The organism is Marinobacter halotolerans, from assembly GCF_008795985.1.
GTDB lineage: Bacteria > Pseudomonadota > Gammaproteobacteria > Pseudomonadales > Oleiphilaceae > Marinobacter > Marinobacter halotolerans.
In genome coordinates this window covers 954,527-979,509 of sequence record NZ_VMHP01000001.1, presented here as the reverse complement: position 1 = coordinate 979,509, position 24,983 = coordinate 954,527, and the positions used below count along the sequence as shown (strand labels likewise).

Sequence of the window (24,983 nt, the reverse complement as noted above, 5' to 3'; positions counted from 1 at the left end):
GCAAAGAGAGTCTTCCATGCGACCTTTTTCCTTTGCCCTTCTGGCAAGTCTGTTAGTTGCGTTCTGCGTCCCCGCTCTTGTCAGTGCCGAGACGATGAAGGAGATCGACTGGCTGGAGCTGATGCCGGAAGAGGATCTCCATCTGCTGGAAAATATGCCGGAAGTGGAACACGAGGGCGACGGCCCCGCAGCGCTGCCCGATGAAATCATGACCGGCCGCGTTGTGCCGGAGATGAACGGTGTCACCGGCCGCATTCCCGGCTTTGTGGTTCCTCTGAAAACCACGGAAGACATGCGGATACTGGAATTCTTTCTGGTGCCCTACTACGGCGCCTGTATCCATGTGCCACCGCCACCGCCCAATCAGATTATCCATGTGAAGTACAAAAAAGGCTTCAAACTGGAAGCCCTGTATGACCCGGTGTGGATCGAGGGCACACTGGAGATCCAGAGAACGGAAAACGATATTGCCTCGTCTTCCTACTCGATCGTTGCCGCAGACGTTTCCCCCTACGAGCAGTAAAGCCGCCCGGGCAACCGGACAATTATTCGCTGACGCGGAAAGTCCGGTTGGCCGGGGTTACCAGAGAGCCGCCCTGGCCGCCTGCACCCACCCACTCAATCTCTAGCTCCTCCAGTTGCGGGAACCGAGCGGGCAGGGGCGACGTCAGTTGTACGTCGGGCGCCAGCTTGTCGCAGCTCAGTTGCTGGGTAACCTCATAGTCCCGATGGCTGGTTTCTTCGCCGTGATGATCGTGGTCATCATGAGAGCCAGTTTCCCCTCCCAGGCTGACGGTTGCGGACTTAAGGGCACAGGTGGCGCTTTCCGTGTTAATCAGGGGGGTGGTTTCCAGCCACTGACGAATGTTGGCCAGCTGCTGTTTTTCCTCTTCGGTGCGGGCCTGGTACTCGAATCCCGCCAGATTGTAGGCCGGGGAGGTGAAGATCAGCTCCATCCGGTTGTTCTCGATGGCCAGTTGCAGTGCGGCATGACCATGTTCATGGGCGCCGGGGTTGTCCGCCGCTAACCCCTGCGAGGACAGTATAGAGCCAGCAAGCAGGAAGCCGCCAAGCCGGCACAGGGCGCCTTTATAGAATGGGTGTTTACGTTGCATGAGCCTGGTCCCTTCCCGGATAAATGATATGTTATAACATAATGCACTTTTTTGGTGGCAGGAATCAACAGGCAAGTGTCTTCAACAGGGCTGAATGCTAGGATAGGCGTTCATCCATCGATACAGGAATGTCCCGTTTCATGTCTGAAACCGACCTTTCCAATTCACAGGCCGTTGCGTTCGAGCAGTGGGCCAATGTTTTCACCGTACATCAGGCATTCAGCCATCCCTCCGAGCTTCACGGCGCGCTTTGTGGTCGCCTGGCGGCGGGCGCTCGTATGCAGGAAGGTGAATGGCTCGGAATGGTTTGTGAGCACATGGGATTGCCTTCAACGGGCGGCGAAGATTCGCCAAAGTTGCACGATTTTATGGTGAACGCCTACGCCGAGACTCTGGAGCGGCTCAAGTCCGCGGACATGAGCTTCAGGCCGCTGTTGCCGGATGACGATTACGCCATTGAACAGCGGCTGGAGGCACTGATTTCCTGGGTGCGGGGGTTTCTGGAGGGTATGGCGCTGTCGGCTGGCGAATCGCTGGGGCAGGCGCCGGATGAAATTCGCGAACTGATTGAAGATATGGTCGCCATCAGTCAGCTCTCGGACGAAGAACAGCAGGATGATGAAAGCGAGCAACAGCTGATGGAAATCACCGAATACGTGCGCCTTGGTGCGCTGTCGGTGTTTACCGAGTTCAATCCGCCGGAAAAGCCGCAACAGGCGTCGCCGACCCTGCACTGAACCTTATCCGGACAGAATAGGACGTTAGAAACACTATGGCCGCAATGATCCCCGTGAAGGAATTCAATGACCGTCGGCGCCGGCTGATGGAACGTATGACGCCCGACAGTATCGCCATTATCCCGGCGGCGCCGGAACGTGTGCGTAACCGCGATGTGCTTCATCCTTTCCGGCAGGACAGTGATTTTCAGTATCTGACCGGGTTTGGCGAACCTGAGGCGGTCCTCGCACTGATTCCCGGCCGCGAGCATGGCGAATCGGTGCTGTTCTGCCGCGAACGCAATCCGGAAAAAGAACTCTGGGACGGTTTCCTGGTGGGTCAGGATGGCGCTATCGAACACTACGGCCTGGACGATGCGTTTCCCATTTCCGATATTGATGACATTCTGCCGGGCATGATCGAGGGCCGCAGCCGCGTGTATTACCCGCTGGGCAAGGACCACGAGTTTGATACCAGGGTCATGGACTGGGTCAAACAGATTCGCAGCAAGGTGCGCTCCGGCGCCCATCCGCCCGGGGAGTTCGTGGCGCTGGAGCATCTGCTCCATGATCTGCGCCTTTACAAGAGCGCGGCAGAAATCAAAGTGATGGCAAAAGCCGGGCAGATCAGCGCCGAGGCCCACAAGCGAGCCATGAAGCGGGCGCGTCAGGGCGGATACGAGTACAACCTGGAAGCGGAACTGATCCATACCTTTATGGAAAACGGTGCCCGCTCGACGGCCTATCCGTCCATCGTTGGCGGTGGCGCCAATGGCTGCATCCTCCACTACATTGAAAACAGCGCACCGCTGAAAGAGGGCGACCTGGTGCTGATTGATGCGGGGTGCGAATACGAATGCTATGCCTCCGACATTACCCGCACCTTTCCGGTCAGTGGCAAGTTCAGCCCCGAACAGAAAGCGCTCTACGAGGTGGTTCTGGCGGCCCAGTACGCAGCGATTGACGCGGTTCATCCCGATAATCACTGGGACCATCCCCATCAGGCGGCCCTGCGGGTATTGACCCAGGGGCTTCTGGATCTGGGCCTGCTGAGTGGAACCCTGGATGATGCACTGGAACAACAGGCCTATCGCCCCTTCTTCATGCACCGGACCGGTCACTGGCTGGGGTTGGATGTGCACGACGTGGGCGACTACAAGATCGGCGAGGCGTGGCGCCAGCTTGAGCCGGGTATGGCCATGACAGTGGAACCAGGACTTTATATCGCCCCGGACAACACCGACGTGGATGAAAAATGGCGCGGTATCGGCATCCGCATTGAGGACGATGTGGTGGTCACCAAAGACGGCTGCCGGATTCTCACCGAGGCCGTGCCGAAAACCATTCCGGAAATTGAAGCGCTGATGGCGAGCTGACCGTGAGCAGCCACGATACCGATATCGTCATTGCCGGTGGTGGCCTGGCCGGAGCCACGCTGGCCCTGGCTCTGGCCCGCTGCGTGCCCGAGCTTCGGGTGACGGTAGTGGAGTCCTTCCCGCTGTCGACCCAGGCTCTGCCGGAATCCTACCAGCCCAGCTACGATGCCCGTTCCACGGCGCTGGCCTGGGGTTCCCGACTGATCTTCGAAGAGCTTGGGCTGTGGCCGCGCCTGTCTGAACACGCCACCCCCATTCGTCATATCCATGTGTCCGACCGGGGGCATTTCGGCGCTACCCGCCTTCACGCGCGGGATCATCAGCATGAGGCGCTGGGCTATGTGGCGGACAATCGCTGGATGGGGCTTTGCCTGATGCGGGAACTGCTGGAAACCGGCGTGAAGTGGGAAGCTCCGGCCGCGGTCACCGGTATGGAGCCCCTATCGGAGGGCGTGAAAGTCTTTATCGGAGAGAAAGACGGCAGCACCGGTGAGGAACGGGAAATCACGGCCCAGTGTCTGGTGGTTGCCGACGGCGGGCGCTCCGGCCTGCGGGAGAAGCTCGGGTTTCGGGTTAATCAGCAGGCCTACGGTCAGCACGCCTTGATCGCCAATGTGTCCACCGCCGAAAGCCATGAAAACACCGCCTACGAACGCTTTACTGACGCCGGGCCCATGGCCTTGTTGCCGCACAGCCCGACGGACCAGGCGGAAACCACCTCGGCACTGGTCTGGACACTGGATGCCGACACCCTGGACGAACTGCTGGCCCTGGATGACGGTGAGAAATGCCGTCGTTTGCAGGAACGCTTCGGCTGGCGGCTGGGCCGTTTCACCCACATTGGCGAGTGCAGTCATTATCCGCTGACCCTGCAGACGGTGGACGAATCGGTTCGCCCCGGTGTTGTGCTGGTGGGCAACGCAGCCCATACCCTACACCCCGTGGCAGGCCAGGGCTTCAACCTGGCATTGCGGGGGCTGATGGCGCTGGTGGAGCGATTTCAGCAGGCACAGTCCCATGGCCAACCACTGGGCAGTCTGGCCGTGCTGAACCAGTACCAGGCCCGGCACCGGCAGGACTGGAAGCAGACGGTTCAGTTCTCGGATTCACTGATCGAGATTTTTGGCCAGTCCATGCCGGCGATGGCCGTCGCCCGGGATATTGGCCTGACCGGCCTGGACCTGCTGCCCGGTGCAAAACGGTGGTTTGGCAGGCGCGCCATGGGGATGGGTGGTCGACGCCCGCAACTATTTTCCGCCAGCGATAGCGAGGGGAAGTCGGCAGGCCATGAGTAATTCCGCGGATTTCGACATTCTGGTAGTGGGTGGCGGTTTGGTTGGTTCTGCCGCCGCGCTGGGCCTGTCACAGCAGGGCTGGAGAGTGGGGCTGGTGGAAAGCCAGCCTGGGGAGTCGCTGGACGCGGAGATTCCACCAGCGGCAGCCGTGGACGATTTTGACCCCCGGGTCAGCGCTCTTTCTTTGGCCAGCCAGAGTCTTCTGGAGCAGCTTGGGGCCTGGGACGGCGTGCGTAAAGGTCGCCACTGCCCCTACCAGGCTATGACGGTCTGGGACGGCGACGGCACCGGCCGGATTCAGTTCGAAGCTGCGGAGTTGCAGGCTCCGTCCCTCGGGACCATTGTCGAGAACCGGGCTGTGGTTAAGTCCCTGTTTCTTCAGCTAGCAGAGAGTTCCGTCGAGCTGATTGACGGTGTGAAGGTCGCCGGCTGGTGGCAGGATGCGGCCCTTAGCGGTGTCCGGCTGGACGACGGGAGATCGCTGGCGGCCTCGCTGGTAGTCGCCGCGGATGGCCCGGCCTCGAGACTGAGGCAGTGGGCTGGCTTGCCCACGCGGGAATGGGACTACGATCAGCAGGCCATTGTATGCACCGTAAAGACCACCCATGGCCACCGGTCCACTGCCTGGCAGCGATTCTCCCAGACCGGGCCGCTGGCCTTTCTTCCCCTTTGCAATGAACAGGGCGACAGCCATTTCTGCTCCATTGTGTGGTCCCAGGATACGGCGGAAGCCAGGCGGTTAATGGACCTGGACGACGGGGCGTTTGCCGGCGAACTTGAACGGGCCATCGAGCGGGAGCTGGGCGCAGTAGAGTCGGTATCCCGGCGCTTTGCCTTCCCGTTGCGCCAGCGCCACGCCAAGGACTACGTGGCCAACGGCATTGCCCTGGTGGGCGATGCGGCCCATAGTATTCATCCGCTGGCGGGGCAGGGGGCCAACCTGGGGTATTCCGATGTGAGGGCCCTGCTGGAAGAATTGTCCCGCGCAAAAACCGTCGGCCTGAGCCCGGCGGATGCCACCGTCCTGGCCCGCTACCAGCGCCGCCGAAAAGGCGAGAACCTGGCAATGATGGCGGCCATGTCGGGCTTTAAGCAGTTGTTTGCCCGTGATGAGCTGCCGGTCCGGTGGTTACGCAATACCGGGCTGCGGTGGTTTGACCGGCTGGGCCCGGTCAAGCACCGTATTGCCGCACAGGCGATGGGATTGAATCGCTGAGCCGGTCAGGATGGTCTGTCCACTCTCTCTGAAACTATCAAGGACAAAGTAATGGCAGGAAGCAGCCTTCTGATACTGATTGACGACATCGCCACGGTGCTGGACGACGTGGCGTTGATGACCAAAGCCGCCACCAAGAAAACCGCGGGTGTGCTGGGGGATGACTTGGCACTGAACGCCCAGCAGGTAACCGGCGTGCGGCCGGCACGGGAGCTGCCTGTGGTCTGGGCGGTGGCCAAAGGGTCGATGATCAACAAGGCGATTCTGGTGCCGGCGGCGCTGGCCATCAGCTTCTTCATTCCCTGGCTGGTGACGCCCCTGCTGATGCTCGGTGGGGCATTTCTGTGCTTTGAAGGCTTCGAAAAACTGGTTCACAAGTTTCTGCACCGGGAGGAAGACAGTCAGCACAAGAAAGAACTTCGTGAAGCCCTGAAAAATCCCGAAGCGGACCTGAAGGCGGTCGAAAAGGACAAGATCAAAGGCGCCATCCGAACGGACTTTATCCTGTCCGCCGAAATCATCGCCATTACCCTTGGCACAGTCGCCACCCAGACTTTCATCATGCAGGCGCTGGTTCTGAGCGTGGTGGCGGTGATGGTTACCGTGGTGGTGTACGGCCTGGTGGCGGGAATTGTAAAGCTGGACGATATTGGGCTTTACCTCTCACAGCAGGCCAGTGCTTCGGCGCGCAAACTGGGCGAGGGTATTGTCTGGGTCGCGCCTTACCTGATGAAAGGGCTGTCGATCCTGGGCACCATCGCCATGTTTCTGGTGGGCGGCGGTATTCTGGTTCACGGTGTTCCACCGGTCTACGAGGCGGTCAACCAGTTTGCCGCTGGCATTGGCGGCGTTGCCGGGGCGCTGGCGCCGACGCTGGCCAATGGCGTAATTGGCCTGCTGGCCGGAGGGCTACTGGTGGCGGTCCTGACGCCGCTAATGAAACTCTGGAATAACCGTAAAGCCGAGGCCTGAACGGCTGTCGTCTATAGACAGCCATCAAACAGTCGGGAAATGAGCACCGGCACGGCGGTTTCCACCCTCAGGATCCGCCGGCCCAGATGTACCGCCTGGCAGCCTGCTTCCTGCAGTTTTTCCACTTCGTAGGGAATAAATCCCCCTTCCGGACCAATGCACAATACCGTTGGCGCATTCAGGTGGGTGGGGCAGGGTGTGCCGGTGCCGGGGTGGGCCACCAGCGCAGTGCGGTCGCCGATCAGCTCCGGCAGCTCGTCCTCGACGAAGGGCTTGAAAAGCTTGCGCAGGTGAACCCGGGGCATCACCGTATCCATGGCCTGCTCCAGCCCCAGAACCATGTTGTCTGTCAGGGCTTTTTCTTCCAGCCAGGGAGTCTGCCAGAAGCTTTTTTCCACCTTCCAGGCGTTCAGCAGCCAGATATCTTTCACCCCCAGAGCGGTCGCCGTCTGCAATACCCGGCGAAACATCTTGGGCCGGGGCATGGCCATCACCAGCGTCAGTGGCAGCGCTGGCGGCGGCGGGCAGTCCAGGGTGACGGCGATCTCGGCCTCGGTGTCCGTCAGCCGGATGATCTGCCCGGTGCCCATGGCGCCATTCACCTGGCCTACCGGGATCTGGTCGCCTTCGGTGGCTTTCAGAACGTCTTCCAGATGAACCCGGCGTCTGCCGGTCAGCAGCGCCCGGTCCGGTGCGGTGAAGTCAGTGTCAAACAGCAGCGCCAGGTTCATGGCTGGAGTGATCTCAGGATTGGGAAGTTTCTTCTTCGGTCTGCGCTCTTTCGCGCTGGGCGAGACGGCCAAACAGAATGCCCATCTCGAAAAGCAGCCACATGGGCAGCGCAAGCAAGGTTTGTGAAATGATGTCCGGTGGGGTCAGCAGCATGCCGACGACAAAACAGCCCACTACGATGTAGGGGCGTTTTTCCGCCAGATCTTTGGGGGTTGTCGCCCCGGTCAGAATCAGCAGTATGGTGGCGATGGGGATTTCGAAGGCCACACCGAAGGCAAAGAACATTTTCAGCACAAAGTTCAGGTAACTGGTGATGTCCGGCAGCTCGACGATGCCTTCCGGGCCGATGGCGGTGAAAAAACCGAACACCAGCGGAAACACCACGAAGTAGGCAAAGGCCGCGCCCAGATAGAACAGGATGATGGACGTGAACAGCAGGGGAAACGCCAGGCGTTTCTCATGGGCATAAAGGCCGGGGGCAATAAAGCTCCACAGCTGATAAAGGATGATGGGGATGGCCACGAAGACCGCCAGCACCAGTGCCAGCTTCAGTGGCGCAAAAAACGGCGCCGTGACGTCCGTGGCAATCATGGTCTGGCCCACCGGCAGCAGCGCCCGAAGCGGTTCGGATATCCACAGATAGAGCTCGTTGGCAAAGGGATAGATCGCGGCAAAGCAGATCAGTACCGCCAGTACCATTTTCAGCAGCCGGTTGCGCAGCTCCAGCAGGTGCTCGATCAGCGGCATTTCCTGATGAATCTGGCTGTTGGAAGCCTGGCTCTTGTTGTCGTCCTGCCGGGTCATGAGCGATCGTCCCGTTCATCCGGCTTGCGGTTTGTTGTTTCAGGTGGTTCTTCGGGCGCGTCCAGCGCCGAATGGCCGGAATTGTTTGCCGAGGTCGGATCTTCGTCCGGTTCAAGCTGCTCTGCTTCCGCAGCAGGCGGGGTTGCGGGTGCTTCAGGCTTGGAGCGTTGGGGCGGCCGGGTGGTATCGTTCGATCTGACCATGTGCTCGTACTTCTTGGCTTCGTCCAGGGCGCCGCGCACGGATTTCTGCACGTCTTCCAGGCCAACGTCACCGGCCTTGCGCAGTTCTTCCCGCAGCTCGTCCGCCTTGAGTTGGCGGTCGAGCTCTGAGGAAAACTGGCCGACCATGCGCCGTGCGCCAGCTACCCAGCGGCCAGCCGCACGGGCCGCCGTGGGCAGGCGTTCCGGGCCCAGCACAATTAGTGCAATAACACCGCAGATCAGCAGTTCGACAAAGCCAATATCAAACATTCAGCCCGTCTCAGCTGTGGGACTTGTCCCGTGGGGTTTCTTCGGCCTTTGACGCCTGCTGGGTCTGCTCGTCAGTTTTGCTTTCGAGACCTTCGGATTCCGAGTCGGCGTCCTTTTTCTTGTCGTCATCCTCATTCATGGATTTCTTGAATCCGCGAATAGCACCGCCAAGATCGCCACCGATGTTACGAAGCTTTTTGGTTCCGAACAGAAGGATGACAATGCCAAGAACAATCAGAAGCTGCCAGATACTGATACCCATGTGGGGATCCTCATGCTTGTATTTAGATTAGGTTGATTGTACGACAGTTTGGGCCCAATCCGGAAACTGGTTCCCGCTATCTTATTGCCGGGTCCGTGACGCTTTTTCTTCCAGTCCGGACAGGTCGAAACGACTTGCCAGTTCCTCCAGGACGTCGTCCGGTCCCAGGCCCAGGCGGGACAGCATCACCAGGGTGTGAAACCACAGATCCGCAGTCTCACTGATCAGCGCCCGGGTTTCCCCGGAGTGCTCAGCATCCTTGGCGGCCAGCACGGTTTCCGTGCATTCCTCGCCCACTTTTTCCAGAATCTTGTTCAGACCTTTCTGATGCAGGCTGGCGACGTAGGAGGTTTCCGGATCCGCTTCCTTCCGCGCTTCCAGTACCCGGGCCAACTGCTGAAGAACCTCACTCATCTTTTGTACCACCTGATGTTTCGCCTGACTGGCTGTGTTTCTGGCCGTAAATCTCATCCGGGTCTTTGAGGACCGGGTCGACGCTCTGCCACTGGCCGTTTTCCAGCTTCCGGTAGAAGCAGCTGCGTCGGCCGGTATGACAGGCCATGCCGCCTTTCTGTTCAACTTTGAGCAGAATGACGTCTTCGTCGCAATCCAGCCGGATCTCGGACACGGTCTGCTGGTGGCCGGAGGTTTCCCCCTTGCGCCAGAGTTTGCCCCGGGAGCGGGACCAGTAAACGGCCTGGCCTTCTTCCGCGGTTAACTGCAGGGAGCGGGCGTTCATCCAGGCCATCATCAGAATATCGCCGGAGTCGGCGTCCTGGGCAATGGCCGGCACCAGACCGTCTTCGTTCCAGCGAATGTCGTTGATCCAGTCCGGAAGTGGGACTGTAGCGTTGGTATTTTGCATTTCCGTGACGTCCATTAATGTTTTCGTCCGATGCCGGCAACCAGCCAGGCGGCGCCTGCCAGTAGTACCCAGCCGTGTGCAGGCACGGACTGCGCCAGGCTGGCCAGATCATGATCAATGCTCAGCCAGGCCACGCCCACCAAAGCCAGTGCCGCAATGCTGCGCCGCCATCGCCGGTCCGCTCGCTTGCGGCTTTCCCGCAACAACTCGATGGCCTGGCGGCTGGCACTGTCGCTGGGGCCTGAATGACGCAGTTGAAGCAGGGCATCGTGCACTAGCTGCGGCATTTCCGGTGACTGTTCTATCCAGTCCGGTAAATGGGATTTCAGGGATTTTAGCAGGCCTGCCGGGCCAACGCGCCCGCGCATCCAGTTTTCCAGGAAAGGCTGGGCAGTGCTCCAGAGGTCCAGGTCCGGATACAGCTGGCGGCCCAGGCCTTCGACGTTCAACAGGGTTTTTTGCAGCAGCACCAGCTGGGGCTGGACTTCCATATTGAAGCGCCGGGCGGTCTGGAACAGACCCAGCAGGAAATGGCCGAAAGAGATGTCTTTCAGCGGCTTCTCGAAAATCGGCTCGCACACGGTGCGGATGGCGGCCTCGAATTCATTGACCCGGGTATCCGGCGGCACCCAGCCGGACTGGATGTGGAGCTCTGCCACCTGGCGGTAATCCCTGCGGAAAAACGCCAGCAGGTTGCGGGCCAGGTAGCTCTGGTCGTCCGGTGCCAGGGTGCCGACAATCCCGAAATCAATGGCGATGTACTTCGGGTCGGCAGGGTTGGTCGCGTCTACAAAAATATTGCCCGGGTGCATGTCCGCGTGGAAGAAGCTGTCTCGGAACACCTGGGTGAAGAAAATCTCCACGCCTTTTTCTGCCAGTACTTTCAGGTTAACCCCGGCGTCCCGAAGGGCGGCCACATCGGCGATGGGAATGCCCTGTATGCGCTCCATCACCAGCACTGACTTGCGGGTGTAGTCCCAGTCTATATAGGGAATATAGATCAGCGAGGAGTTTTCAAAGTTGCGCCGCAGCTGGCTGGCATTGGCCGCTTCCCGTTTCAGGTCCAGCTCGTCGTGAATGGTGGCGTCGTAGTCGGCGACCACTTCAACGGGGTGCAGTCGTGGGCCTTCGGACCAGTAACGTTCCAGCAGGGCGGCCATCAGGTACATCAGGGACAGGTCCTGATTGATGACCCGTTCGATACCCGGGCGGATGACCTTGACCACCACATCGCGGCCATCAAGCAGGGTGGCGGCATGCACCTGGGCGACGGACGCCGATGCCATGGGCTCGCGGGAGAAGGCCCGGAACAGGTCGCCTACGCTTGCGCCAAGCTGGCGCTCGATGATGGCCTGGGCGGTAGCCCCGGGAAAAGGCGGTACCCGGTCCTGCAGTTGTGTCAGGGACTCGGCCATGTCGTCTGGCAGCAGGTCACGGCGGGTAGACAGAATCTGACCGAATTTGACGAATACCGGCCCTAGTTCTTCCAGTGCCACCCGCAGCTGGTCGCCCCGGTCGGTTTTCGGTTTCGGGAACAGGTGCCAGGGGGCCAGGATGAACAGAATCTTCAACGGCACCGGCAGTTCGTTCAGCGGCAGAAAGGTGTCCAGCCGGTAGCGGCAGAATACCCAGGCGATGCGGATAATGCGTTGTAGTCGGGTCACGATGACTCCGGTCCGGATTTGTCGGTAGCGGGCTCAATCTGTCGGATGCGGGCGTCCAGGCGTTCAACACGGAGGCTCAGCTGATCAATGTCCTCGAACGTGGCTTCCAGCTCCCGGCGGCCAGGCAGGCTCCGGCTTTCCTCGTGGATGTATTCCTCCACGTTGGCATTGAGGGACTGAAAGGCCTGTCGGCTCCATTTCACGGCGCCGCGCAATCGCTGGCCCAGAAAGTGAGCGGGCACATCCCCGATGTAGTCTGCCATGGCCGCTTCCCAGTCCGGATCCAACTGGTCAATGGCGCGCTGGAACTGGTGCGCCAGCGCCATATCGCCAGTCACATTGATGCGGCCTTCACTGAACACCTGGTTGTCCCCGGTGGCCAGGGCGGCGAAAGCCATGGGCCGGCCCTTGAGCTCCAGCGCCGGTGTTTCCTGTGGCTGGCCGGCAACCTGAATGCGATTGTCGGCAGGCACCAGGGACAGGGTCATCGTCAGGGGCGCGTCCACTGTAAATTGCACCGGGCCCGTCAGGGCCTTCATCAGGGCCTGCCTGCCCGCCGGATCCAGTTCCAGGGCACGATTGAGGCCCCGTTCGATCACGGCGGTTACGGCAGACATGAACGTTGGCCCGGGAAACATCAGGGCTTGATTCCCACGTGCAGGGCGACCACGCCGCCGGTCATGTTGAAGTATTTGCAGTTCACCAGACCGGCGGTTTCCATCATGCCCTTGAGCGTGTCCTGGTCCGGGTGCATGCGAATGGATTCCGCCAGGTACTTGTAGCTGCTGGAATCGCCGGCAATCAGCTGGCCCATCAATGGCAGAGCGCTGAACGAATAGGCATCATAGGCTTTGCTCAGCAGCGGATTGGTGGGCTTGGAGAATTCCAGCACCATCAGTTTGCCGCCGGGCTTGAGTACCCGCGTCATGTCCCGCAGGGCCTGATCCTTGTCGGTGACGTTGCGCAGTCCGAAGGCGATGCTGACGGCATTGAAGCTGTTGTCGGGAAAGGGCAGGTGTTCCGCATCCGCCTGCACATATTCGATATTGCCCGCATAGCCACGATCCACCAGCCGGCTACGACCGACTTCGAGCATGGAGGCGTTAATGTCGGCCAGCACCACTTTGCCTTCGGGACCCACCAGATCGGAAAACTTCATGGTGAGATCGCCGGTACCGCCGGCGATGTCCAGCACCTGGTGACCCTTGCGCACACCGGAAAGCTCGATGGTGAAGCGCTTCCACAGGCGATGGATGCCCATGGACATCAGATCGTTCATCAGGTCGTACTTGCCGGCCACCGAGTGAAAAACGTCGGCCACCTGGCTGGCTTTCTGGCTTTTGGGTACGTCGCGGAAGCCGAAGTGGGTCAGGTCGTTCTGTTCGCTCATGGCTGGGTCCTGTCTGAATCTGAATCCGTATTCTAACGCCTGCCGGATTGTCTACAAGGGTAGCCACGGGGGTGGCGACAAGTTTATTGGCACCTTACACTGTATTTCCCGTTCAATGCCCGGAGAAACCTGCTTAATGTCCACTATCGACATCCATCGTGCCCACTCCCTCGACAAGGCCCACGCCCGCGAAGCGGCAGAGATACTGGCCAAGGATCTGTCCCGGCAATTCGATGTGAATTACGAGTGGGAAGGTGACCGGCTACGGTTCAAGCGCAGTGGCGTTAAAGGCAAGCTGGAGATTTACGAACAGGAACTGCACGTTCACCTGGAGCTCGGCCTGATGCTGAGGGCGTTCAAACCCCGTATTGAACAGGAAATCCACACCCAGCTTGACCAGATCACCGGCGGCTGAGGCGGGTTTATAGCTCGTCCGGCAGGTGAAAAGGCCGGGGGCTCTGGTTCAGGATATTGTCCAGAACCCGGCTCTCACGGGCTACCAGCCGGTCAATCAGCGCTTCCACATTGTCCATCTGCCTGAATGCCGTGTATCCCCGGTGCAAAAAGCTGTGCAGGTCCGTCAGGTCTGCCATTTCCGCCGGGCCCCGGCTCATGGCCAGTAACCAGCCCAGGGTGCGGTTGCGCACGTAGCGGTCCAGCTGGCGCCCCACTTCGGCCACCAGAGCAATCTGTCGGGACCTTTCGCCGGTCCGGTCGCTGGCTCTCAGGGCTTGGCAATAGATGGCTTCATCCAGCCCGCTCAGATCATGTGTCAGCCCGTGGCGGGTAGTGAGCACCTCTATCAGATCCAGGTCCAGCCGCTGGGTCAGCAGGTTCAGCTCCATCAGCCCGGCAAAGGTGTCCAGTTGCCGGTCCGGCAGCCACTTCACCATTTTCGGGAATACCCGGTCTATGTTGTCATCCCGCCGGGTCATGCTGACCGGTGCGTAAAGGTCCGTCAGCAGGAATTCCAGACCGGTGTGATAGCCCGGGTGGGCGTAGAGGTCGCGATGGGTGTTTTTCAGCCGTTCAGCCTGCCAGCTGGCAAGGGTGTAGGTGGCGGTCAGGTATTGATGGCTGGATCTGAGCTGCCGGAAATCGTGATAGGCCAGCAGCACCTGCTGCAGGCGTCGGGCACTGGATGTCGTGACGGGCGTATTGACGAGGCGATCACGATACATGAAGGAACAGGGCTCCACTGAAACGGCACTTAACGGGCACGCCAGTTTAGCGAAGCCGGACGCCTATTGCAGCCGTTCCGGAGCAGGTTGGTGCTTAATTCTGCGCGGCCATGGGCAGGGTCTCAAAGCCGGGGATCCATTCCTTGCTGTCCAAGGTAATGAAGTGGCTGGGCGCTTCGGTCTCCACGATCCGCATGGTGGTGGGGCTCTGGCGCGCACTTCTGAGCATGGCGTCGCGGTCCAGAATGCGGTCCACAGCGGGAATCAGGAAGGTGCCATAGCGGATGTTCTCGTAGGCCGTGGCGTCCGCCCGATGCATCCAGGCCATCAGGTTCTCGATGTTCCGGACAATGGTCAGGTGATCCTGGGTGGCGGAGAAAAGCTTGGACAACAGCTGCTTTTTCCGGGGATTCATCTTGCCGAAAAACGTCTGGCCATAGGCCGAGGAGGGCGCGCTGTTGATCAGCCGGATCAGCCAGGGCCACATGCCGTGGCTGACCGGTTCCAGCACCGCCGTAACCAGCGCGGAAAGCTTGCCCTGGGGCAGAATCGGCGCTTCCAGCACGACCTCGACGTTCTCATAAAGATCCGGCCACTGTCTTGCCGCCTCCAGAATCACCGCGCCACCACGGGAATGACCGTGGATGCGGATATTGTCGGTGCTCGGCAGGTTGGCCATGGCCTGGTTAAGAATGCAGGCGTCGTATTCGATCGTGCCTTCGAGGTGTTTGATCGGTACTTCCCAGTCCGGGGATTCCGGGGTCACACCGTTCACCGGAATATGGTAATTGCTGCAGGTGAGCAGAATCAGTTCGGTTGTGGGGGCGTCATAGGCCTGGGTGAAATAGCAGTGGTTCTCCAGAAAGCCATGTACACCAATGACCGTCTGCTCGGCATCGCCACTGTGGTTGCGAACCGATACGGCGCCAGTGCCCACGCGATAGACCCGGCCCGAGAACATTTCCGAATAGGCGCTTTCGATGGGCTTGATCAGTTTTCGAACGTGACTCGATTTCATGGTCTTTCTCTCCCAGGCTCCAAAGCCGCCAGCAACGCCTGACTTTTTATATTGGTGTATGTCTACGCTGGTAATACTCTGACCCTTAAAGTATAGCCATGTATTGGCACAAGATACTGAATTTAAACTGTCCCGTGGCCAATGGCTTACTTTCAGAGTATACGAAGGCAAGGTTACTTTCGCGTAACGTTTTGTAACCCGGCACAGAATCTTGAACCGGTGGTTATATGGAGCCCGTCGGGCATGTCTGGCACAATGGCGGGTCACTTTCTTCAGATTGTTCATTCGCAGCATTTGGCCGGGGATACACAGGTTTGAGTCAAACGGAATCGCACCTCCTGTTGCCTGTGGATTCGGCATGGCTCGCGCTGGAACGGCCCGGCAACCCCATGACCATCACCGTCATGCTGCGGGTTGAAGAGCTCACCGAGGCCCGTTTTCGGGAGTTCCTGAAGGTCTATTGGATGGCGTGGGAGCGATTCCGGTACATGCCTGTCCGCCGCACCACCGGCTGGTGGTGGGAAAAAGACCCGGTGTTTTCCCTGAACCACCATCTTACCGTGGTGCACGGCCATTTTAACGAGTCGGCGCTGCAATCCTGGATGTCCGCACGGCTGAACCAACCCCTGCCGGACTATCGGCCGCTCTGGAAGTTCTGGTTGGTACCGGATGCCGAAGGCGGCGCAGCGCTGCTACTGCGAGTGCATCACTGCTATGCCGACGGCCTGTCCCTGATGGGCGTGTTCGAGCGGTTGTGCCCGCCGTCGCCGCGACAGGCGCCGGCTATCTATGGCGCGCCTGAGCGCGGGGATCTGGGGCGCTGGAAGCAGGCGGCCGGTGCCTGGCTGAACGAACTGGTGTCCTCGGATGGAGACCGCGCTCCGGATTCCGGCCAGATCCCGGGTAACGGGGCCACGCCGGCCCGCAGCGCCCTGGAAACCGCCGCCTGGAAAAGCGCGAAACTGGTTAACGAGTTGAGCCAGTTCCTGGTCGAGCCGGAAGATACTCCATCCAGCCTCAAACGGGCGTTGCTCGGGCGCCGGCAGTGTCGCTGGTCCGCGCCGGTGGAGCTGAACAGGTTCCGGCGGATTGCCGCCATGACCGGCGTCAAAATCAACGACGTGCTGCTCAGTTGCGTTGCCGCCGCGGTGCGCCGGCACCTTCAGACCGCCCCGTCCCCTCTCGATCCCGCACAGCTTGAAGACGCAGTCCTGCATGCGGCAGTGCCGGTGGATATCCGCAGCCGTCTGCCGGATGACATCAAACCGGGCGCCGACGCGCTGGGCAACTACTTTGGCACGGTGTTTGTGCCCTTGCCGGTGGATGGGGAAAGCGCTTTGGAGCGCCTTTACCGAATCAAGCACGAAACCCGTAGACTCAAGAAAAGCTGGCAGCCGGGCCTGGCCTGGGCTCTGACCGGCTCGGCGGCTATGGTCCCCGAAAGCTGGCGCCAGCCTCTGGCAGACCTGTTCTACCGCAAGGCCAGCGCCGTCGTTTCAAACGTGCCCGGTACCCCTGAAACCCGCTATCTGGCGGGTTGCCGGATAACCGAGCAGATGTTCTGGGTGCCCCAGGCCGGGGATATCGGGTTGGGTGTGAGCGTGGTCAGTTACGCCGGGCAAGTGCAGTTCGGGGTGGTGGCGGACGAGGCGATCATGGCCGAGCCCGAACAGTTCCTGTCGGACTGTCTGCACGAACTGAACGCCTTTTCGGATCCTTAGACCAATGGACGGGTTTTCGCCGCGATAGAGTCATTCTTTTCATTGGGGCGCAGGTTTAAAGTGAAGTGACCAATAACCACAAAAAAGGTCATCCCCATGATTTATGCGAATCCCGGTAAAGAAGGTTCCGTTGTCTCTTTCAAATCCCGTTACGAAAACTACATCGGCGGCGAATGGGTTGCCCCGGTTAAAGGCCAGTACTTCGAAAACATCACTCCGGTCACTGGCGAGGTCATCTGTGAGATTCCGCGCTCCGGCCAGGAAGATATTGATCTTGCTCTCGACGCAGCCCACAAGGCGGCGCCTGCCTGGGGTGGGATGTCCACCACCGAACGCTCCAACATTCTGCTGAAAATCGCTGACCGCATGGAGCAGAATCTGGAGATGCTGGCAGTCGCCGAGACCTGGGACAACGGCAAGGCGGTGCGGGAAACCATCAATGCCGATCTGCCGCTGGCGGTGGACCATTTCCGTTATTTCGCGGCCTGTATCCGGGCGCAGGAAGACACCTCCAGCGCCATTGATGCCAACACCGTGGCCTATCATTACCACGAGCCGCTGGGCGTTGTTGGCCAGATCATACCCTGGAACTTTCCGATACTGATGGCCACCTGGAAGCTGGCGCCCTGCCTTGCGGCGGGCAACTGCACGGTCATGAAGCCAGCCGAACAGACGCCGGCCAGCATTCTGGTACTGATGGAGCTGATTGGCGACTTGCTGCCTGCGGGGGTTATTAACATCGTCAACGGCTATGGCGTTGAGGCCGGCCAGGCGCTGGCAACCAGCAAGCGTATCGCCAAGATCGCCTTCACCGGCTCCACCCCGGTAGGCTCCCATATCCTCAAATGCGCGGCGGAGAACATCATTCCCTCCACCGTGGAGCTGGGTGGCAAATCCCCGAACATTTATTTCTCCGACGTGATGAAGGCCGAGCCGGAATTCATCGACAAGTGTGTGGAGGGACTGGTTCTGGCGTTCTTTAACCAGGGCGAGGTGTGCACCTGTCCGTCCCGCGCTCTGGTGCAGGAAGATATGTATGAGGAGTTCATGGCGAAGGTGGTTGAACGCACCAAGTCCATCAAGCGCGGAAACCCGCTGGATACCGATGTTCAGGTAGGCGCCCAGGCCAGCAAGGAACAGTTCGACAAGATCATGTCCTACCTCGAGATCGGCAAGCAGGAAGGGGCGGAAGTGCTTACCGGCGGCGGTCGCCAGGAAATGGAGGGCGAGTACAACAATGGCTTCTATGTTCAGCCAACCCTGTTTAAGGGGCGGAACGACATGCGCGTGTTCCAGGAAGAGATCTTCGGCCCGGTGGTGGGCGTGACCACTTTCAAGGACGAGGAGGAAGCCCTGGCCATCGCCAACGACACCGAATTCGGGCTGGGAGCCGGGCTATGGACCCGGGACATCAACCGCGCCTTCCGGGTTGGCCGTGGCATCCAGGCTGGCAGGGTGTGGACCAACTGCTATCACCAGTACCCTGCTCACGCCGCCTTCGGTGGTTACAAGAAATCCGGCGTTGGCCGCGAGAACCACAAAATGGCGCTGGACCACTACCAGCAGACCAAGAATTTGCTGGTTAGCTACGACATCAATCCTCTCGGTTTTTTCTGATCGGGAAAGTGAGGATCCGGCACAGGGACGTGCCTCTTTGCGTTACGCGATCGGCGTCAGCTACCGTTATATGGAACGGTTGTCATGGCAGCGGCTGGTAGGCGTAAACTGGTGACAGGCGAACATGCCAACGCCCGAAAGCAAGGAGGACTCAATGATGGACTACCGAATCGAAAAAGACAGCCTGGGTGACGTTCATGTGCCAAAAGATGCGCTCTGGGGCGCCCAGACCCAGCGCGCCGTCGAGAATTTCCCGGTCAGCGGGCTTCCCATGCCCACGGAATTCATCCGGGCCGTCGTACGTATCAAGCAGGCGGCCGCTGATGCCAATACCAGCCTGGGGTTGATGGAAACCCGATTGCGGGATGGTATTTCAGAAGCCGGTGATCGGATTCTGGACGGCGAGTTTGATGACCAGTTTCCGGTGGACAGATACCAGACCGGTTCTGGCACCAGCACCAATATGAACGTCAATGAGGTGATTTCCGCCCTGGCCAACCAGTCGGGGCTGGAAGTGCACCCCAACGATCACGTCAATATGAGCCAGAGCTCCAATGATGTCATTCCCACGGCGATCCACGTCAGTGCGGTGGCGGGTGTTCAGGAGCGACTGTTACCGGCACTTACGCATCTGTGCGGCATGATCTACGAGCGTGAGGGGGTGTTGAATGAGCAGGTAAAAACCGGCCGTACACACCTGATGGATGCCATGCCGGTTACCCTTGGCCAGGAACTCCGAACCTGGCGGGAGCAACTGTTGGCGACCGAAAAGCGCCTTGATGCCGCCGCCAATGACTTGCTGGCGGTTCCCCAGGGTGGAACTGCCGTGGGCACGGGAGTTAACGCGCCCGAGGAATTTACCGAGCAGTTTGTAAAATCCCTGAAAGATAAGACCGGTTATGCTTTCCGCTCAATGGACCACAAGTTTGTGGGCCAGAGTGCGATTGATGCGCCGGTGAATTTGTCTGCCCAGCTCCGAGGGCTGGCGGTGGTGCTGACCAAAATTGCCAACGATCTTCGCTGGATGAACAGCGGCCCCATCCACGGCCTGGCGGAAATCAGCCTGCCGGCGTTGCAGCCGGGCAGCAGCATCATGCCGGGCAAGGTGAACCCGGTTATACCGGAGTCAGTGGCCATGGCGACCGCCCAGGTCATGGGGCTGGACAGCACTAACGCCATTGCGGGGCAGTCCGGCAACTTCCAGTTGAACGTGATGCTGCCACTGGTAGGGGCCAATCTGCTGGATATGATCGAGCTATTGGGCAACTCAATGACCAATCTGGCGGACCGGGCCATCCGTGGCTTTACGGTCAATAGCGACACGCTTGATGCTGCAGTCGGCAAGAACCCGGTTCTGGTAACCGCGCTCAACCCGGAAATCGGCTACGCCCTGGCGTCCGATATTGCCAAGGAAGCGTATAAAACCGGACGAGCCGTTATTGATGTGGCCGAGGAGCGCAGCGGGCTGAGCCGTTCCCAGCTGGAAGATCTGATGGACCCGCTGAAACTGACCCGCGGAGGGGGCTGACATCCCATGCAGAAGCCCAGGGAGGCAGGATCGACGCTAGCAATTTTTCTGTTGTTCCTGCGCCTGGGGCTGACGTCATTCGGTGGGCCTGTTGCCCACCTGGGTTTCTTCTACGATGAGTTTGTGAAGCGCCGGCAATGGGTGACGGAGCAGGCCTACGCGGAAGTTGTGGCCTTATGTCAGATGCTGCCGGGCCCGGCGTCAAGCCAGGTGGGGCTCACCGTTGGCTACCTGCGGGGCGGCTACCCGGGGGCAGCAGCTGCCTGGGTCGGATTTACCCTGCCGTCGGCGCTGATCATGGCGCTTTTTGCCTCGGGAATGGTGCTCTGGCCCGAGGCCGGGTCCGGCGGCTGGGTAACGGGCCTCAAGCTCTTTGTTGTTGCGGTGGTGGCCCAGGCGGTCTGGCAGATGGGCACCAAGCTTTGCCCGGATCGTCCCCGCCGCACTATTGCGGTACTGGTAGCGGCGGCGCTGCTGGTCGCCGGGAGTGTCTGGATACAGGCGCTGGCGCTGGTGGTTGCGGGTATCACCGGCGCCTGGCTCGGGCTGCCTTCCGACAAGGCCGGTGGTGCACTGGATATTCCGGTAAGAACTCGCAAGCCGATGGTGTTCTTCTCTCTGTTCCTCGGGCTGCTGTTGTTAACTTTCCTGCCCTGGGGTGCCGGCGCCCATACCGCGATTGCCGCGGAACTATACCGTGCCGGTGCACTGGTATTTGGTGGCGGCCACGTGGTGTTGCCATGGCTGGAAGAGAGCTTTGTGGCTTCGGGCGCGATACCGGCGGATACCTTTCTGGCGGGTTATGGCGTCGCCCAGGCCATGCCGGGGCCGCTCTTCTCCTTCTCTGCGTTTCTGGGTGGAGTGGAACAGGGCTGGTCCGGTGCTGCAGTGGGTGTGGCAGCGGTGTTCCTGCCCGGCGCCCTGCTGGTGTTTGCAGGCCTGCCACTGTGGCAGTATGTGAGGAATCACGCCGGGGCAAGGTCCGCCCTGGCAGGCGTGAATGCCGGAGTGGTTGGGCTGCTGCTGTCTGCGCTCTACGATCCGGTATGGACATCCGGCGTGGTGTCGCCGGCGTCGGTCGGTTTTGTGCTGTTGGTCTGGGCGGCGCTGTCGCTCTGGCAGGTGCCCGTATGGCTGCTGGCGTTTTTAAGCGGGCTGGTGGGCTTTTGGCTGTTTTAACAAACCGGAACCAGAGGTAGATATGACAACATCTTGCGATATACCGGGAATGAATGTGCCCCGAAGCCGTTTTCCGGATCCGGAGCATGATCTGACTGGCGAAACCGGCGAGCAGCGGGTGGTCCTGGGAGGCGGCTGCTTCTGGTGCGTGGAAGCGGTATTTCTTGCCGTTGACGGGGTTACCGGCGTCATTTCCGGCTATGCTGGCGGCAGCCCGGAAACCGCCAACTACGAAGCGGTCTGTTCCGGTCAGACCGGTCACGCTGAAGTGGTGGCCGTTCAGTACGATTCGGCAAAGGTCAGTTTTGGCGAACTGCTGAAGATATTCTTCTCGGTTGCCCATGACCCTACCCAGTTGAACCGCCAGGGCAATGACCGGGGTACCCAGTACCGCTCTGTGGTTTTCTATGAGACCGAAGATCAGAAGCAGGTGGCCCAGGCCTACGTTAATCTTCTGAACGAGGCGGGCGTTTACAAGGAGCCGCTGGTGACAACGCTGGAGCCGCTGGAAGCGTTTCATCCGGCCGAGTCCTACCACCAGAACTTTGCGGCGAAGAATCCCTATCAGCCCTATGTGATGGCGGTAGCGGCGCCGAAAATGGAGAAGCTTGCGAGCAGCTTTCCTGAGCGCCTGAAGCCTGAATACACCAACGACGACAACGATTGAGGAACCACCCATGAGTACATCTGCTGCCGGGTACGACCTGACCCCGCTCACGCGGGAACAAATTGAAGAAAAGGCAGCCCACCTGTCGGAAGAGGAGCGGCGGGTGCTGCTGGATCACGGCACCGAAAGGCCTTTTTGTGGCACTCTGCTGGATAACAAGAACGCGGGTGTCTACGACTGTCGGCTCTGCGGGCTGCCTCTGTTCAGTTCCGATTCAAAGTTTGATTCGGGAACCGGCTGGCCCAGCTTTTTCCAGCCTTTTGACAAGGAGCACATCCGCTACATCGAGGACAACAGCCTGGGGATGCAGCGAACCGAAGTCCGCTGTCCCCGGTGCGACAGTCATCTGGGGCATGTTTTTCCCGATGGTCCTGCACCCACCGGCCAGCGTTACTGCCTTAACTCGGTTGCCATGGAATTCCGTGAAACCGGCAACTGAGGCCGGTCAGCCAAGCACGGTGGAAATCAGGAAGCCGGCATAGCCCACATAAACCAGGCTGAGGATGGCGCCGTCCAGACGGGTGATGATGCGGGGTTTGCCGCTGAGGCCAAACCCCATAAGCATGAGCCCGAGCGTCAGGGCGGTCATCAGCGTCCAGTCGCGATAGAGGACCTCCATCTCAACCGACAGGGGCTCGATGGTTGCGGCTAGACCCACAACAGCAAGGGTGTTGAAAATACCCGAGCCGATAATATTGCCCAGTATAAGGTCGTGCTCATTCTTTTTGACCGCTGCCAGAGCGGATGCCAGCTCTGGCAGTGACGTTCCGATGGCCACGATGGTCAGGCCGATGACCAGATCACTGACGCCCAGGCTTTGGGCAATGAATACCGCGCCCCAGACCAGCATTCGCGAACTGACCAGCAGCAGGACCAGACCAATGACCAGCCACATAAGGGCTTTGTTCAGGGGCATGGGATGCTGGATGATTTCGGCCTCGGCGTCTCCTGCCAGGGGGTCAGCCTTGCCACGGATTCCCTGGAAGATTGACCAGCCCATCACCGCAGTGAAAACCACCAGCAGGAGCCAGCCGTCGAGGCGGCTGAGCTCACCATCGATCAGCTGATAGCCGGCAAATACCGTCAGGGCCAGCAGCAGGGGCAACTCTTTGCGAAGTACCTGTGAATGCACCGCAATGGGCGCAATCATGGCGGTAATGCCCACAATCACCGCAATATTGGTAATGTTCGAGCCGTAGGCATTGCCCAGTGCCAGCCCGGGGTTGCCGTCCAGTGCCGCCATGGCGGAGACGGCCAGTTCAGGAGCCGAGGTACCAAAGCCGATGATCACCATCCCGATCAGCAGCGAGGGCATGCCCAGATGTTTCGCGGTAGCGGCTGCACCCTCAATGAATCGGTCGGCACTCCAGACCAGGAGAATAAGACCAAACAGGATTGCGAGACCGGCCAAAAGCATAGTAGCGCCCTAGTAGTTGCGAGTCCGCGCATTCTAAACATTTGACCCACTCCCGGCCAGTGCACGTAAAGCCGGGCAGGGTGCGACTGGTTTGGTAACACATTTTATTATTGGTGGAAAAATCGGGATAATCGCGCCACCGAACACAGACAGGCCCGCTGCTGATCGTGGCTGGGCCGCGGTATTCATATAACACCTCACACGATTAGGGTGATTAGCAATGGCCGTTAGACAGGCAGATGTAGTGCTGGTCGGCGGGGGCGTCATGAGCGCTACCCTCGGCATGATGCTCCGGCAACTCGACCCGTCCCTGGACATCGTCATGGTGGAACGTCTTGATCACGTGGCCCATGAAAGCACGGATGGTTGGAACAATGCCGGTACCGGCCACGCCGGATACTGCGAGCTCAATTACACGCCGGAAACGGAAGACGGCGACGTATCCATTGATCGGGCGCTGCAGATCAACGCGTCCTTCGAGGTATCGCTGCAGTTCTGGTCTTACCTGGTGGAGCAGGGCATCCTGCCGGAACCGGAATCCTTCATTAACCGCACCCCGCACCAGAGCTTTGTCTGGGGCGAGAAGAACGTGGAATACCTGAGGCGCCGGCACGAGAAGCTTAGCGCCCACCACCTGTTCCGGGAAATGCAGTTCACCGAATCCCCCCGGGAGCTGGAAGAGTGGATGCCGCTGGTGGTCCAGAACCGTGACCCCATGGAGCGGGTGGCCGCCACGCGCGTTAACCACGGCGCCGACGTGGATTTCGGCTCCCTGACCCGCAATATGGTGGAGTTTCTGGAGACCACGCCCAATTTTGAGCTGATGCTCAATAGCCCGGTGCATTACCTGGCCCAGAGAGATAACGGCCGCTGGAAAGTGCGGGTCAAGAACCAGCTCAGCGGCGAAGTGCAAAAGCTCGAGGCCGGTTTTGTATTCCTGGGGGCCGGCGGTGGTGCACTGCCGATGTTGCAGAAATCCAATATCCAGGAGTCCAAGGGTTATGGTGGCTTCCCGGTCAGCGGGCAGTGGCTGGTCTGTCAGAAGCCGGAGATTGTGAAGCAGCACAATTCCAAGGTGTACGGCAAAGCACCCATGGGCGCGCCACCCATGTCTGTACCGCATCTGGATACCCGTATCATCAACGGCGAACCGGCCCTGTTGTTCGGACCCTTTGCCGGCTTTACAACCCGCTTCCTGAAGCAGGGGTCGGTCTTCGACCTGTTTGGCTCGGTCCGTTCCACCAATCTCCGGCCGATGTTGTCGGTCAGCCGCACCAATATGGACCTTACCCGCTATCTGATCGGCGAGGTGTTCCAGTCCCACAGTGAGCGCGTGGCGTCCCTGCGCAACTACTTTCCCGATGCCCGGGAAGAGGACTGGCGCCTGCAGAATGCCGGGCAGCGCGTGCAGATCATCAAGAAGTCTAAAGACGGGCGCGGCAAGCTGGAATTCGGCACCGAGATTGTGGCGGCCGGCGATGGCTCGCTGGCCGCGCTACTGGGTGCTTCGCCCGGGGCGTCTACTGCGGTTCACGCAATGATTGATGTGATCCAGCGTTGCTTTGGTCAACGTATGCAGTCGCCCGAGTGGCAGGAGAGAATGAAAACCATGGTGGATTCCTATGGTCAGTCTCTGGTGGATGATGAGCAGTTGCTCAACAAGGTTCGTGAGCGGACACTGGAAACACTGAAACTGCAGTCATATTCTTAATTGTTCTAATCGGTCGCGAAGCGCTGGCATCAGGGGCTCAACAGCCTGAGGTGCCGGCGCTTTA

At 59.8% G+C, this 24,983-nt stretch carries 27 protein-coding genes; 14 read left to right on the top strand and 13 right to left on the bottom strand.

Annotated features, from left to right (window positions below; translation table 11 throughout):
• Positions 1-16 precede the first annotated feature (16 nt).
• Positions 17-523 (top strand): DUF3299 domain-containing protein, encoded by a 507-nt coding sequence (locus FPL19_RS04610; protein WP_150911051.1) that lies wholly within the window; start codon positions 17-19, stop codon positions 521-523.
• A gap of 22 nt (positions 524-545) precedes the next feature.
• Here FPL19_RS04610 and FPL19_RS04605 read toward each other — a convergent pair whose 3' ends face one another.
• Positions 546-1,115, bottom strand: coding sequence for a ZrgA family zinc uptake protein (locus tag FPL19_RS04605; RefSeq protein WP_150911049.1), 570 nt, complete (start codon positions 1,113-1,115; stop codon positions 546-548).
• A 140-nt stretch (positions 1,116-1,255) separates the two neighbouring features.
• On the opposite strand from FPL19_RS04605, the gene FPL19_RS04600 reads away from it, so the two are divergent.
• Genes FPL19_RS04600 through FPL19_RS04580 form a run of 5 tightly spaced genes read left to right on the top strand, consistent with a single transcriptional unit; the run spans position 1,256 to position 6,690 of the window.
• Positions 1,256-1,852, top strand: coding sequence for a UPF0149 family protein (locus FPL19_RS04600; RefSeq protein ID WP_150911047.1), 597 nt, complete (start codon positions 1,256-1,258; stop codon positions 1,850-1,852).
• A 35-nt stretch (positions 1,853-1,887) separates the two neighbouring features.
• Complete coding sequence (pepP, locus tag FPL19_RS04595) at positions 1,888-3,207, top strand: Xaa-Pro aminopeptidase (protein ID WP_150911044.1); 1,320 nt, start codon at positions 1,888-1,890, stop codon at positions 3,205-3,207.
• Positions 3,204-4,502 (top strand): 2-octaprenyl-6-methoxyphenyl hydroxylase, encoded by a 1,299-nt coding sequence (gene ubiH, locus FPL19_RS04590; RefSeq protein ID WP_404802811.1) that lies wholly within the window; start codon positions 3,204-3,206, stop codon positions 4,500-4,502. Before pepP ends, ubiH begins: the two co-directional genes overlap by 4 nt.
• Complete coding sequence (locus FPL19_RS04585; RefSeq protein WP_150911040.1) at positions 4,495-5,718, top strand: UbiH/UbiF/VisC/COQ6 family ubiquinone biosynthesis hydroxylase; 1,224 nt, start codon at positions 4,495-4,497, stop codon at positions 5,716-5,718. Before ubiH ends, FPL19_RS04585 begins: the two co-directional genes overlap by 8 nt.
• Before the next feature lie 51 nt (positions 5,719-5,769).
• On the top strand, positions 5,770-6,690 hold the full coding sequence (locus FPL19_RS04580; protein ID WP_150911038.1) for a DUF808 domain-containing protein: 921 nt from the start codon (positions 5,770-5,772) through the stop codon (positions 6,688-6,690).
• Between the two features lie 11 nt (positions 6,691-6,701).
• Here the strand turns inward: FPL19_RS04580 and FPL19_RS04575 are convergent, their stop codons facing one another.
• From FPL19_RS04575 to ubiE, 9 genes are all read right to left on the bottom strand, one after another.
• Positions 6,702-7,421, bottom strand: coding sequence for a 16S rRNA (uracil(1498)-N(3))-methyltransferase (locus FPL19_RS04575; protein ID WP_150911035.1), 720 nt, complete (start codon positions 7,419-7,421; stop codon positions 6,702-6,704).
• Positions 7,422-7,434: 13 nt separating this feature from the next.
• A complete protein-coding gene (tatC, locus tag FPL19_RS04570) occupies positions 7,435-8,226 on the bottom strand; it encodes a twin-arginine translocase subunit TatC (RefSeq protein WP_150911033.1) in 792 nt (263 codons plus the stop codon).
• On the bottom strand, positions 8,223-8,699 hold the full coding sequence (gene tatB, locus FPL19_RS04565) for a Sec-independent protein translocase protein TatB (protein ID WP_150911031.1): 477 nt from the start codon (positions 8,697-8,699) through the stop codon (positions 8,223-8,225). Before tatB ends, tatC begins: the two co-directional genes overlap by 4 nt.
• Before the next feature lie 10 nt (positions 8,700-8,709).
• Positions 8,710-8,961: a Sec-independent protein translocase subunit TatA gene (gene tatA / locus FPL19_RS04560; protein ID WP_150911029.1), complete on the bottom strand. Its 252-nt coding sequence runs from the start codon at positions 8,959-8,961 to the stop codon at positions 8,710-8,712.
• A gap of 81 nt (positions 8,962-9,042) precedes the next feature.
• The gene (locus FPL19_RS04555; protein ID WP_150911027.1) at positions 9,043-9,375 is read right to left on the bottom strand and encodes a phosphoribosyl-ATP diphosphatase; all 333 of its coding nucleotides are present in this window, start codon (positions 9,373-9,375) and stop codon (positions 9,043-9,045) included.
• Positions 9,368-9,826 carry a phosphoribosyl-AMP cyclohydrolase gene (gene hisI / locus FPL19_RS04550; protein WP_150911025.1) on the bottom strand — a complete coding sequence of 153 codons (459 nt, stop codon included), beginning with the start codon at positions 9,824-9,826 and terminating at the stop codon, positions 9,368-9,370. The genes FPL19_RS04555 and hisI overlap by 8 nt, the downstream gene beginning before the upstream one ends.
• Before the next feature lie 14 nt (positions 9,827-9,840).
• A complete protein-coding gene (gene ubiB / locus FPL19_RS04545) occupies positions 9,841-11,490 on the bottom strand; it encodes a ubiquinone biosynthesis regulatory protein kinase UbiB (RefSeq protein ID WP_150911023.1) in 1,650 nt (549 codons plus the stop codon).
• A complete protein-coding gene (locus FPL19_RS04540) occupies positions 11,487-12,128 on the bottom strand; it encodes a ubiquinone biosynthesis accessory factor UbiJ (RefSeq protein WP_150911021.1) in 642 nt (213 codons plus the stop codon). Before FPL19_RS04540 ends, ubiB begins: the two co-directional genes overlap by 4 nt.
• On the bottom strand, positions 12,128-12,880 hold the full coding sequence (gene ubiE / locus FPL19_RS04535; protein WP_150911019.1) for a bifunctional demethylmenaquinone methyltransferase/2-methoxy-6-polyprenyl-1,4-benzoquinol methylase UbiE: 753 nt from the start codon (positions 12,878-12,880) through the stop codon (positions 12,128-12,130). Before ubiE ends, FPL19_RS04540 begins: the two co-directional genes overlap by 1 nt.
• Before the next feature lie 136 nt (positions 12,881-13,016).
• On the opposite strand from ubiE, the gene FPL19_RS04530 reads away from it, so the two are divergent.
• Positions 13,017-13,295 carry a polyhydroxyalkanoic acid system family protein gene (locus FPL19_RS04530; protein WP_150911016.1) on the top strand — a complete coding sequence of 93 codons (279 nt, stop codon included), beginning with the start codon at positions 13,017-13,019 and terminating at the stop codon, positions 13,293-13,295.
• 7 nt (positions 13,296-13,302) lie between these two features.
• Here FPL19_RS04530 and FPL19_RS04525 read toward each other — a convergent pair whose 3' ends face one another.
• Entirely contained in the window at positions 13,303-14,061 is a 759-nt protein-coding gene (locus FPL19_RS04525; RefSeq protein ID WP_150911014.1) for an FFLEELY motif protein, read from the bottom strand.
• Between the two features lie 94 nt (positions 14,062-14,155).
• Positions 14,156-15,079: an alpha/beta hydrolase gene (locus tag FPL19_RS04520; protein WP_150911012.1), complete on the bottom strand. Its 924-nt coding sequence runs from the start codon at positions 15,077-15,079 to the stop codon at positions 14,156-14,158.
• Positions 15,080-15,393: 314 nt separating this feature from the next.
• Between FPL19_RS04520 and FPL19_RS04515 the strand changes: the two genes are divergently transcribed.
• The 6 genes from FPL19_RS04515 (at position 15,394) to msrB (ending at position 22,230) form a co-directional block, all read left to right on the top strand.
• Positions 15,394-16,800, top strand: a complete 1,407-nt coding sequence (locus FPL19_RS04515; RefSeq protein ID WP_150911010.1) for a WS/DGAT domain-containing protein — start codon at positions 15,394-15,396, stop codon at positions 16,798-16,800.
• Between the two features lie 96 nt (positions 16,801-16,896).
• Positions 16,897-18,417 carry an acetaldehyde dehydrogenase ExaC gene (gene exaC, locus FPL19_RS04510; RefSeq protein ID WP_150911008.1) on the top strand — a complete coding sequence of 507 codons (1,521 nt, stop codon included), beginning with the start codon at positions 16,897-16,899 and terminating at the stop codon, positions 18,415-18,417.
• A gap of 154 nt (positions 18,418-18,571) precedes the next feature.
• Positions 18,572-19,945 carry a class II fumarate hydratase gene (locus FPL19_RS04505; RefSeq protein ID WP_150911006.1) on the top strand — a complete coding sequence of 458 codons (1,374 nt, stop codon included), beginning with the start codon at positions 18,572-18,574 and terminating at the stop codon, positions 19,943-19,945.
• 6 nt (positions 19,946-19,951) lie between these two features.
• Positions 19,952-21,124, top strand: coding sequence for a chromate efflux transporter (gene chrA / locus FPL19_RS04500; protein WP_150911004.1), 1,173 nt, complete (start codon positions 19,952-19,954; stop codon positions 21,122-21,124).
• 22 nt (positions 21,125-21,146) lie between these two features.
• A complete protein-coding gene (gene msrA, locus FPL19_RS04495; RefSeq protein WP_150911002.1) occupies positions 21,147-21,791 on the top strand; it encodes a peptide-methionine (S)-S-oxide reductase MsrA in 645 nt (214 codons plus the stop codon).
• 10 nt (positions 21,792-21,801) lie between these two features.
• Positions 21,802-22,230, top strand: a complete 429-nt coding sequence (msrB, locus tag FPL19_RS04490; RefSeq protein WP_150911000.1) for a peptide-methionine (R)-S-oxide reductase MsrB — start codon at positions 21,802-21,804, stop codon at positions 22,228-22,230.
• 6 nt (positions 22,231-22,236) lie between these two features.
• On the opposite strand, the gene FPL19_RS04485 is transcribed toward msrB, so the two are convergent.
• Positions 22,237-23,208: a calcium/sodium antiporter gene (locus FPL19_RS04485; protein ID WP_191965214.1), complete on the bottom strand. Its 972-nt coding sequence runs from the start codon at positions 23,206-23,208 to the stop codon at positions 22,237-22,239.
• 220 nt (positions 23,209-23,428) lie between these two features.
• On the opposite strand from FPL19_RS04485, the gene mqo reads away from it, so the two are divergent.
• The gene (gene mqo, locus FPL19_RS04480) at positions 23,429-24,919 is read left to right on the top strand and encodes a malate dehydrogenase (quinone) (RefSeq protein WP_150910998.1); all 1,491 of its coding nucleotides are present in this window, start codon (positions 23,429-23,431) and stop codon (positions 24,917-24,919) included.
• The last annotated feature ends 64 nt before the right edge of the window (positions 24,920-24,983 follow it).

Bases quoted from the DNA above. Each gene is read 5' to 3' on its own strand.
- FPL19_RS04610 (WP_150911051.1), top strand. From the start codon at position 17: ATGCGACCTTTTTCCTTTGCCCTTCTGGCAAGTCTGTTAGTTGCGTTC.
- FPL19_RS04605 (WP_150911049.1), bottom strand. From the start codon at position 1,115: ATGCAACGTAAACACCCATTCTATAAAGGCGCCCTGTGCCGGCTTGGC.
- FPL19_RS04600 (WP_150911047.1), top strand. From the start codon at position 1,256: ATGTCTGAAACCGACCTTTCCAATTCACAGGCCGTTGCGTTCGAGCAG.
- pepP (WP_150911044.1), top strand. From the start codon at position 1,888: ATGGCCGCAATGATCCCCGTGAAGGAATTCAATGACCGTCGGCGCCGG.
- FPL19_RS04585 (WP_150911040.1), top strand. From the start codon at position 4,495: ATGAGTAATTCCGCGGATTTCGACATTCTGGTAGTGGGTGGCGGTTTG.
- FPL19_RS04580 (WP_150911038.1), top strand. From the start codon at position 5,770: ATGGCAGGAAGCAGCCTTCTGATACTGATTGACGACATCGCCACGGTG.
- FPL19_RS04575 (WP_150911035.1), bottom strand. From the start codon at position 7,421: ATGAACCTGGCGCTGCTGTTTGACACTGACTTCACCGCACCGGACCGG.
- tatC (WP_150911033.1), bottom strand. From the start codon at position 8,226: ATGACCCGGCAGGACGACAACAAGAGCCAGGCTTCCAACAGCCAGATT.
- tatB (WP_150911031.1), bottom strand. From the start codon at position 8,699: ATGTTTGATATTGGCTTTGTCGAACTGCTGATCTGCGGTGTTATTGCA.
- tatA (WP_150911029.1), bottom strand. From the start codon at position 8,961: ATGGGTATCAGTATCTGGCAGCTTCTGATTGTTCTTGGCATTGTCATC.
- FPL19_RS04555 (WP_150911027.1), bottom strand. From the start codon at position 9,375: ATGAGTGAGGTTCTTCAGCAGTTGGCCCGGGTACTGGAAGCGCGGAAG.
- hisI (WP_150911025.1), bottom strand. From the start codon at position 9,826: ATGCAAAATACCAACGCTACAGTCCCACTTCCGGACTGGATCAACGAC.
- FPL19_RS04540 (WP_150911021.1), bottom strand. From the start codon at position 12,128: ATGTTTCCCGGGCCAACGTTCATGTCTGCCGTAACCGCCGTGATCGAA.
- ubiE (WP_150911019.1), bottom strand. From the start codon at position 12,880: ATGAGCGAACAGAACGACCTGACCCACTTCGGCTTCCGCGACGTACCC.
- FPL19_RS04530 (WP_150911016.1), top strand. From the start codon at position 13,017: ATGTCCACTATCGACATCCATCGTGCCCACTCCCTCGACAAGGCCCAC.
- FPL19_RS04525 (WP_150911014.1), bottom strand. From the start codon at position 14,061: ATGTATCGTGATCGCCTCGTCAATACGCCCGTCACGACATCCAGTGCC.
- FPL19_RS04520 (WP_150911012.1), bottom strand. From the start codon at position 15,079: ATGAAATCGAGTCACGTTCGAAAACTGATCAAGCCCATCGAAAGCGCC.
- exaC (WP_150911008.1), top strand. From the start codon at position 16,897: ATGATTTATGCGAATCCCGGTAAAGAAGGTTCCGTTGTCTCTTTCAAA.
- FPL19_RS04505 (WP_150911006.1), top strand. From the start codon at position 18,572: ATGATGGACTACCGAATCGAAAAAGACAGCCTGGGTGACGTTCATGTG.
- chrA (WP_150911004.1), top strand. From the start codon at position 19,952: ATGCAGAAGCCCAGGGAGGCAGGATCGACGCTAGCAATTTTTCTGTTG.
- msrA (WP_150911002.1), top strand. From the start codon at position 21,147: ATGACAACATCTTGCGATATACCGGGAATGAATGTGCCCCGAAGCCGT.
- msrB (WP_150911000.1), top strand. From the start codon at position 21,802: ATGAGTACATCTGCTGCCGGGTACGACCTGACCCCGCTCACGCGGGAA.
- FPL19_RS04485 (WP_191965214.1), bottom strand. From the start codon at position 23,208: ATGCTTTTGGCCGGTCTCGCAATCCTGTTTGGTCTTATTCTCCTGGTC.
- mqo (WP_150910998.1), top strand. From the start codon at position 23,429: ATGGCCGTTAGACAGGCAGATGTAGTGCTGGTCGGCGGGGGCGTCATG.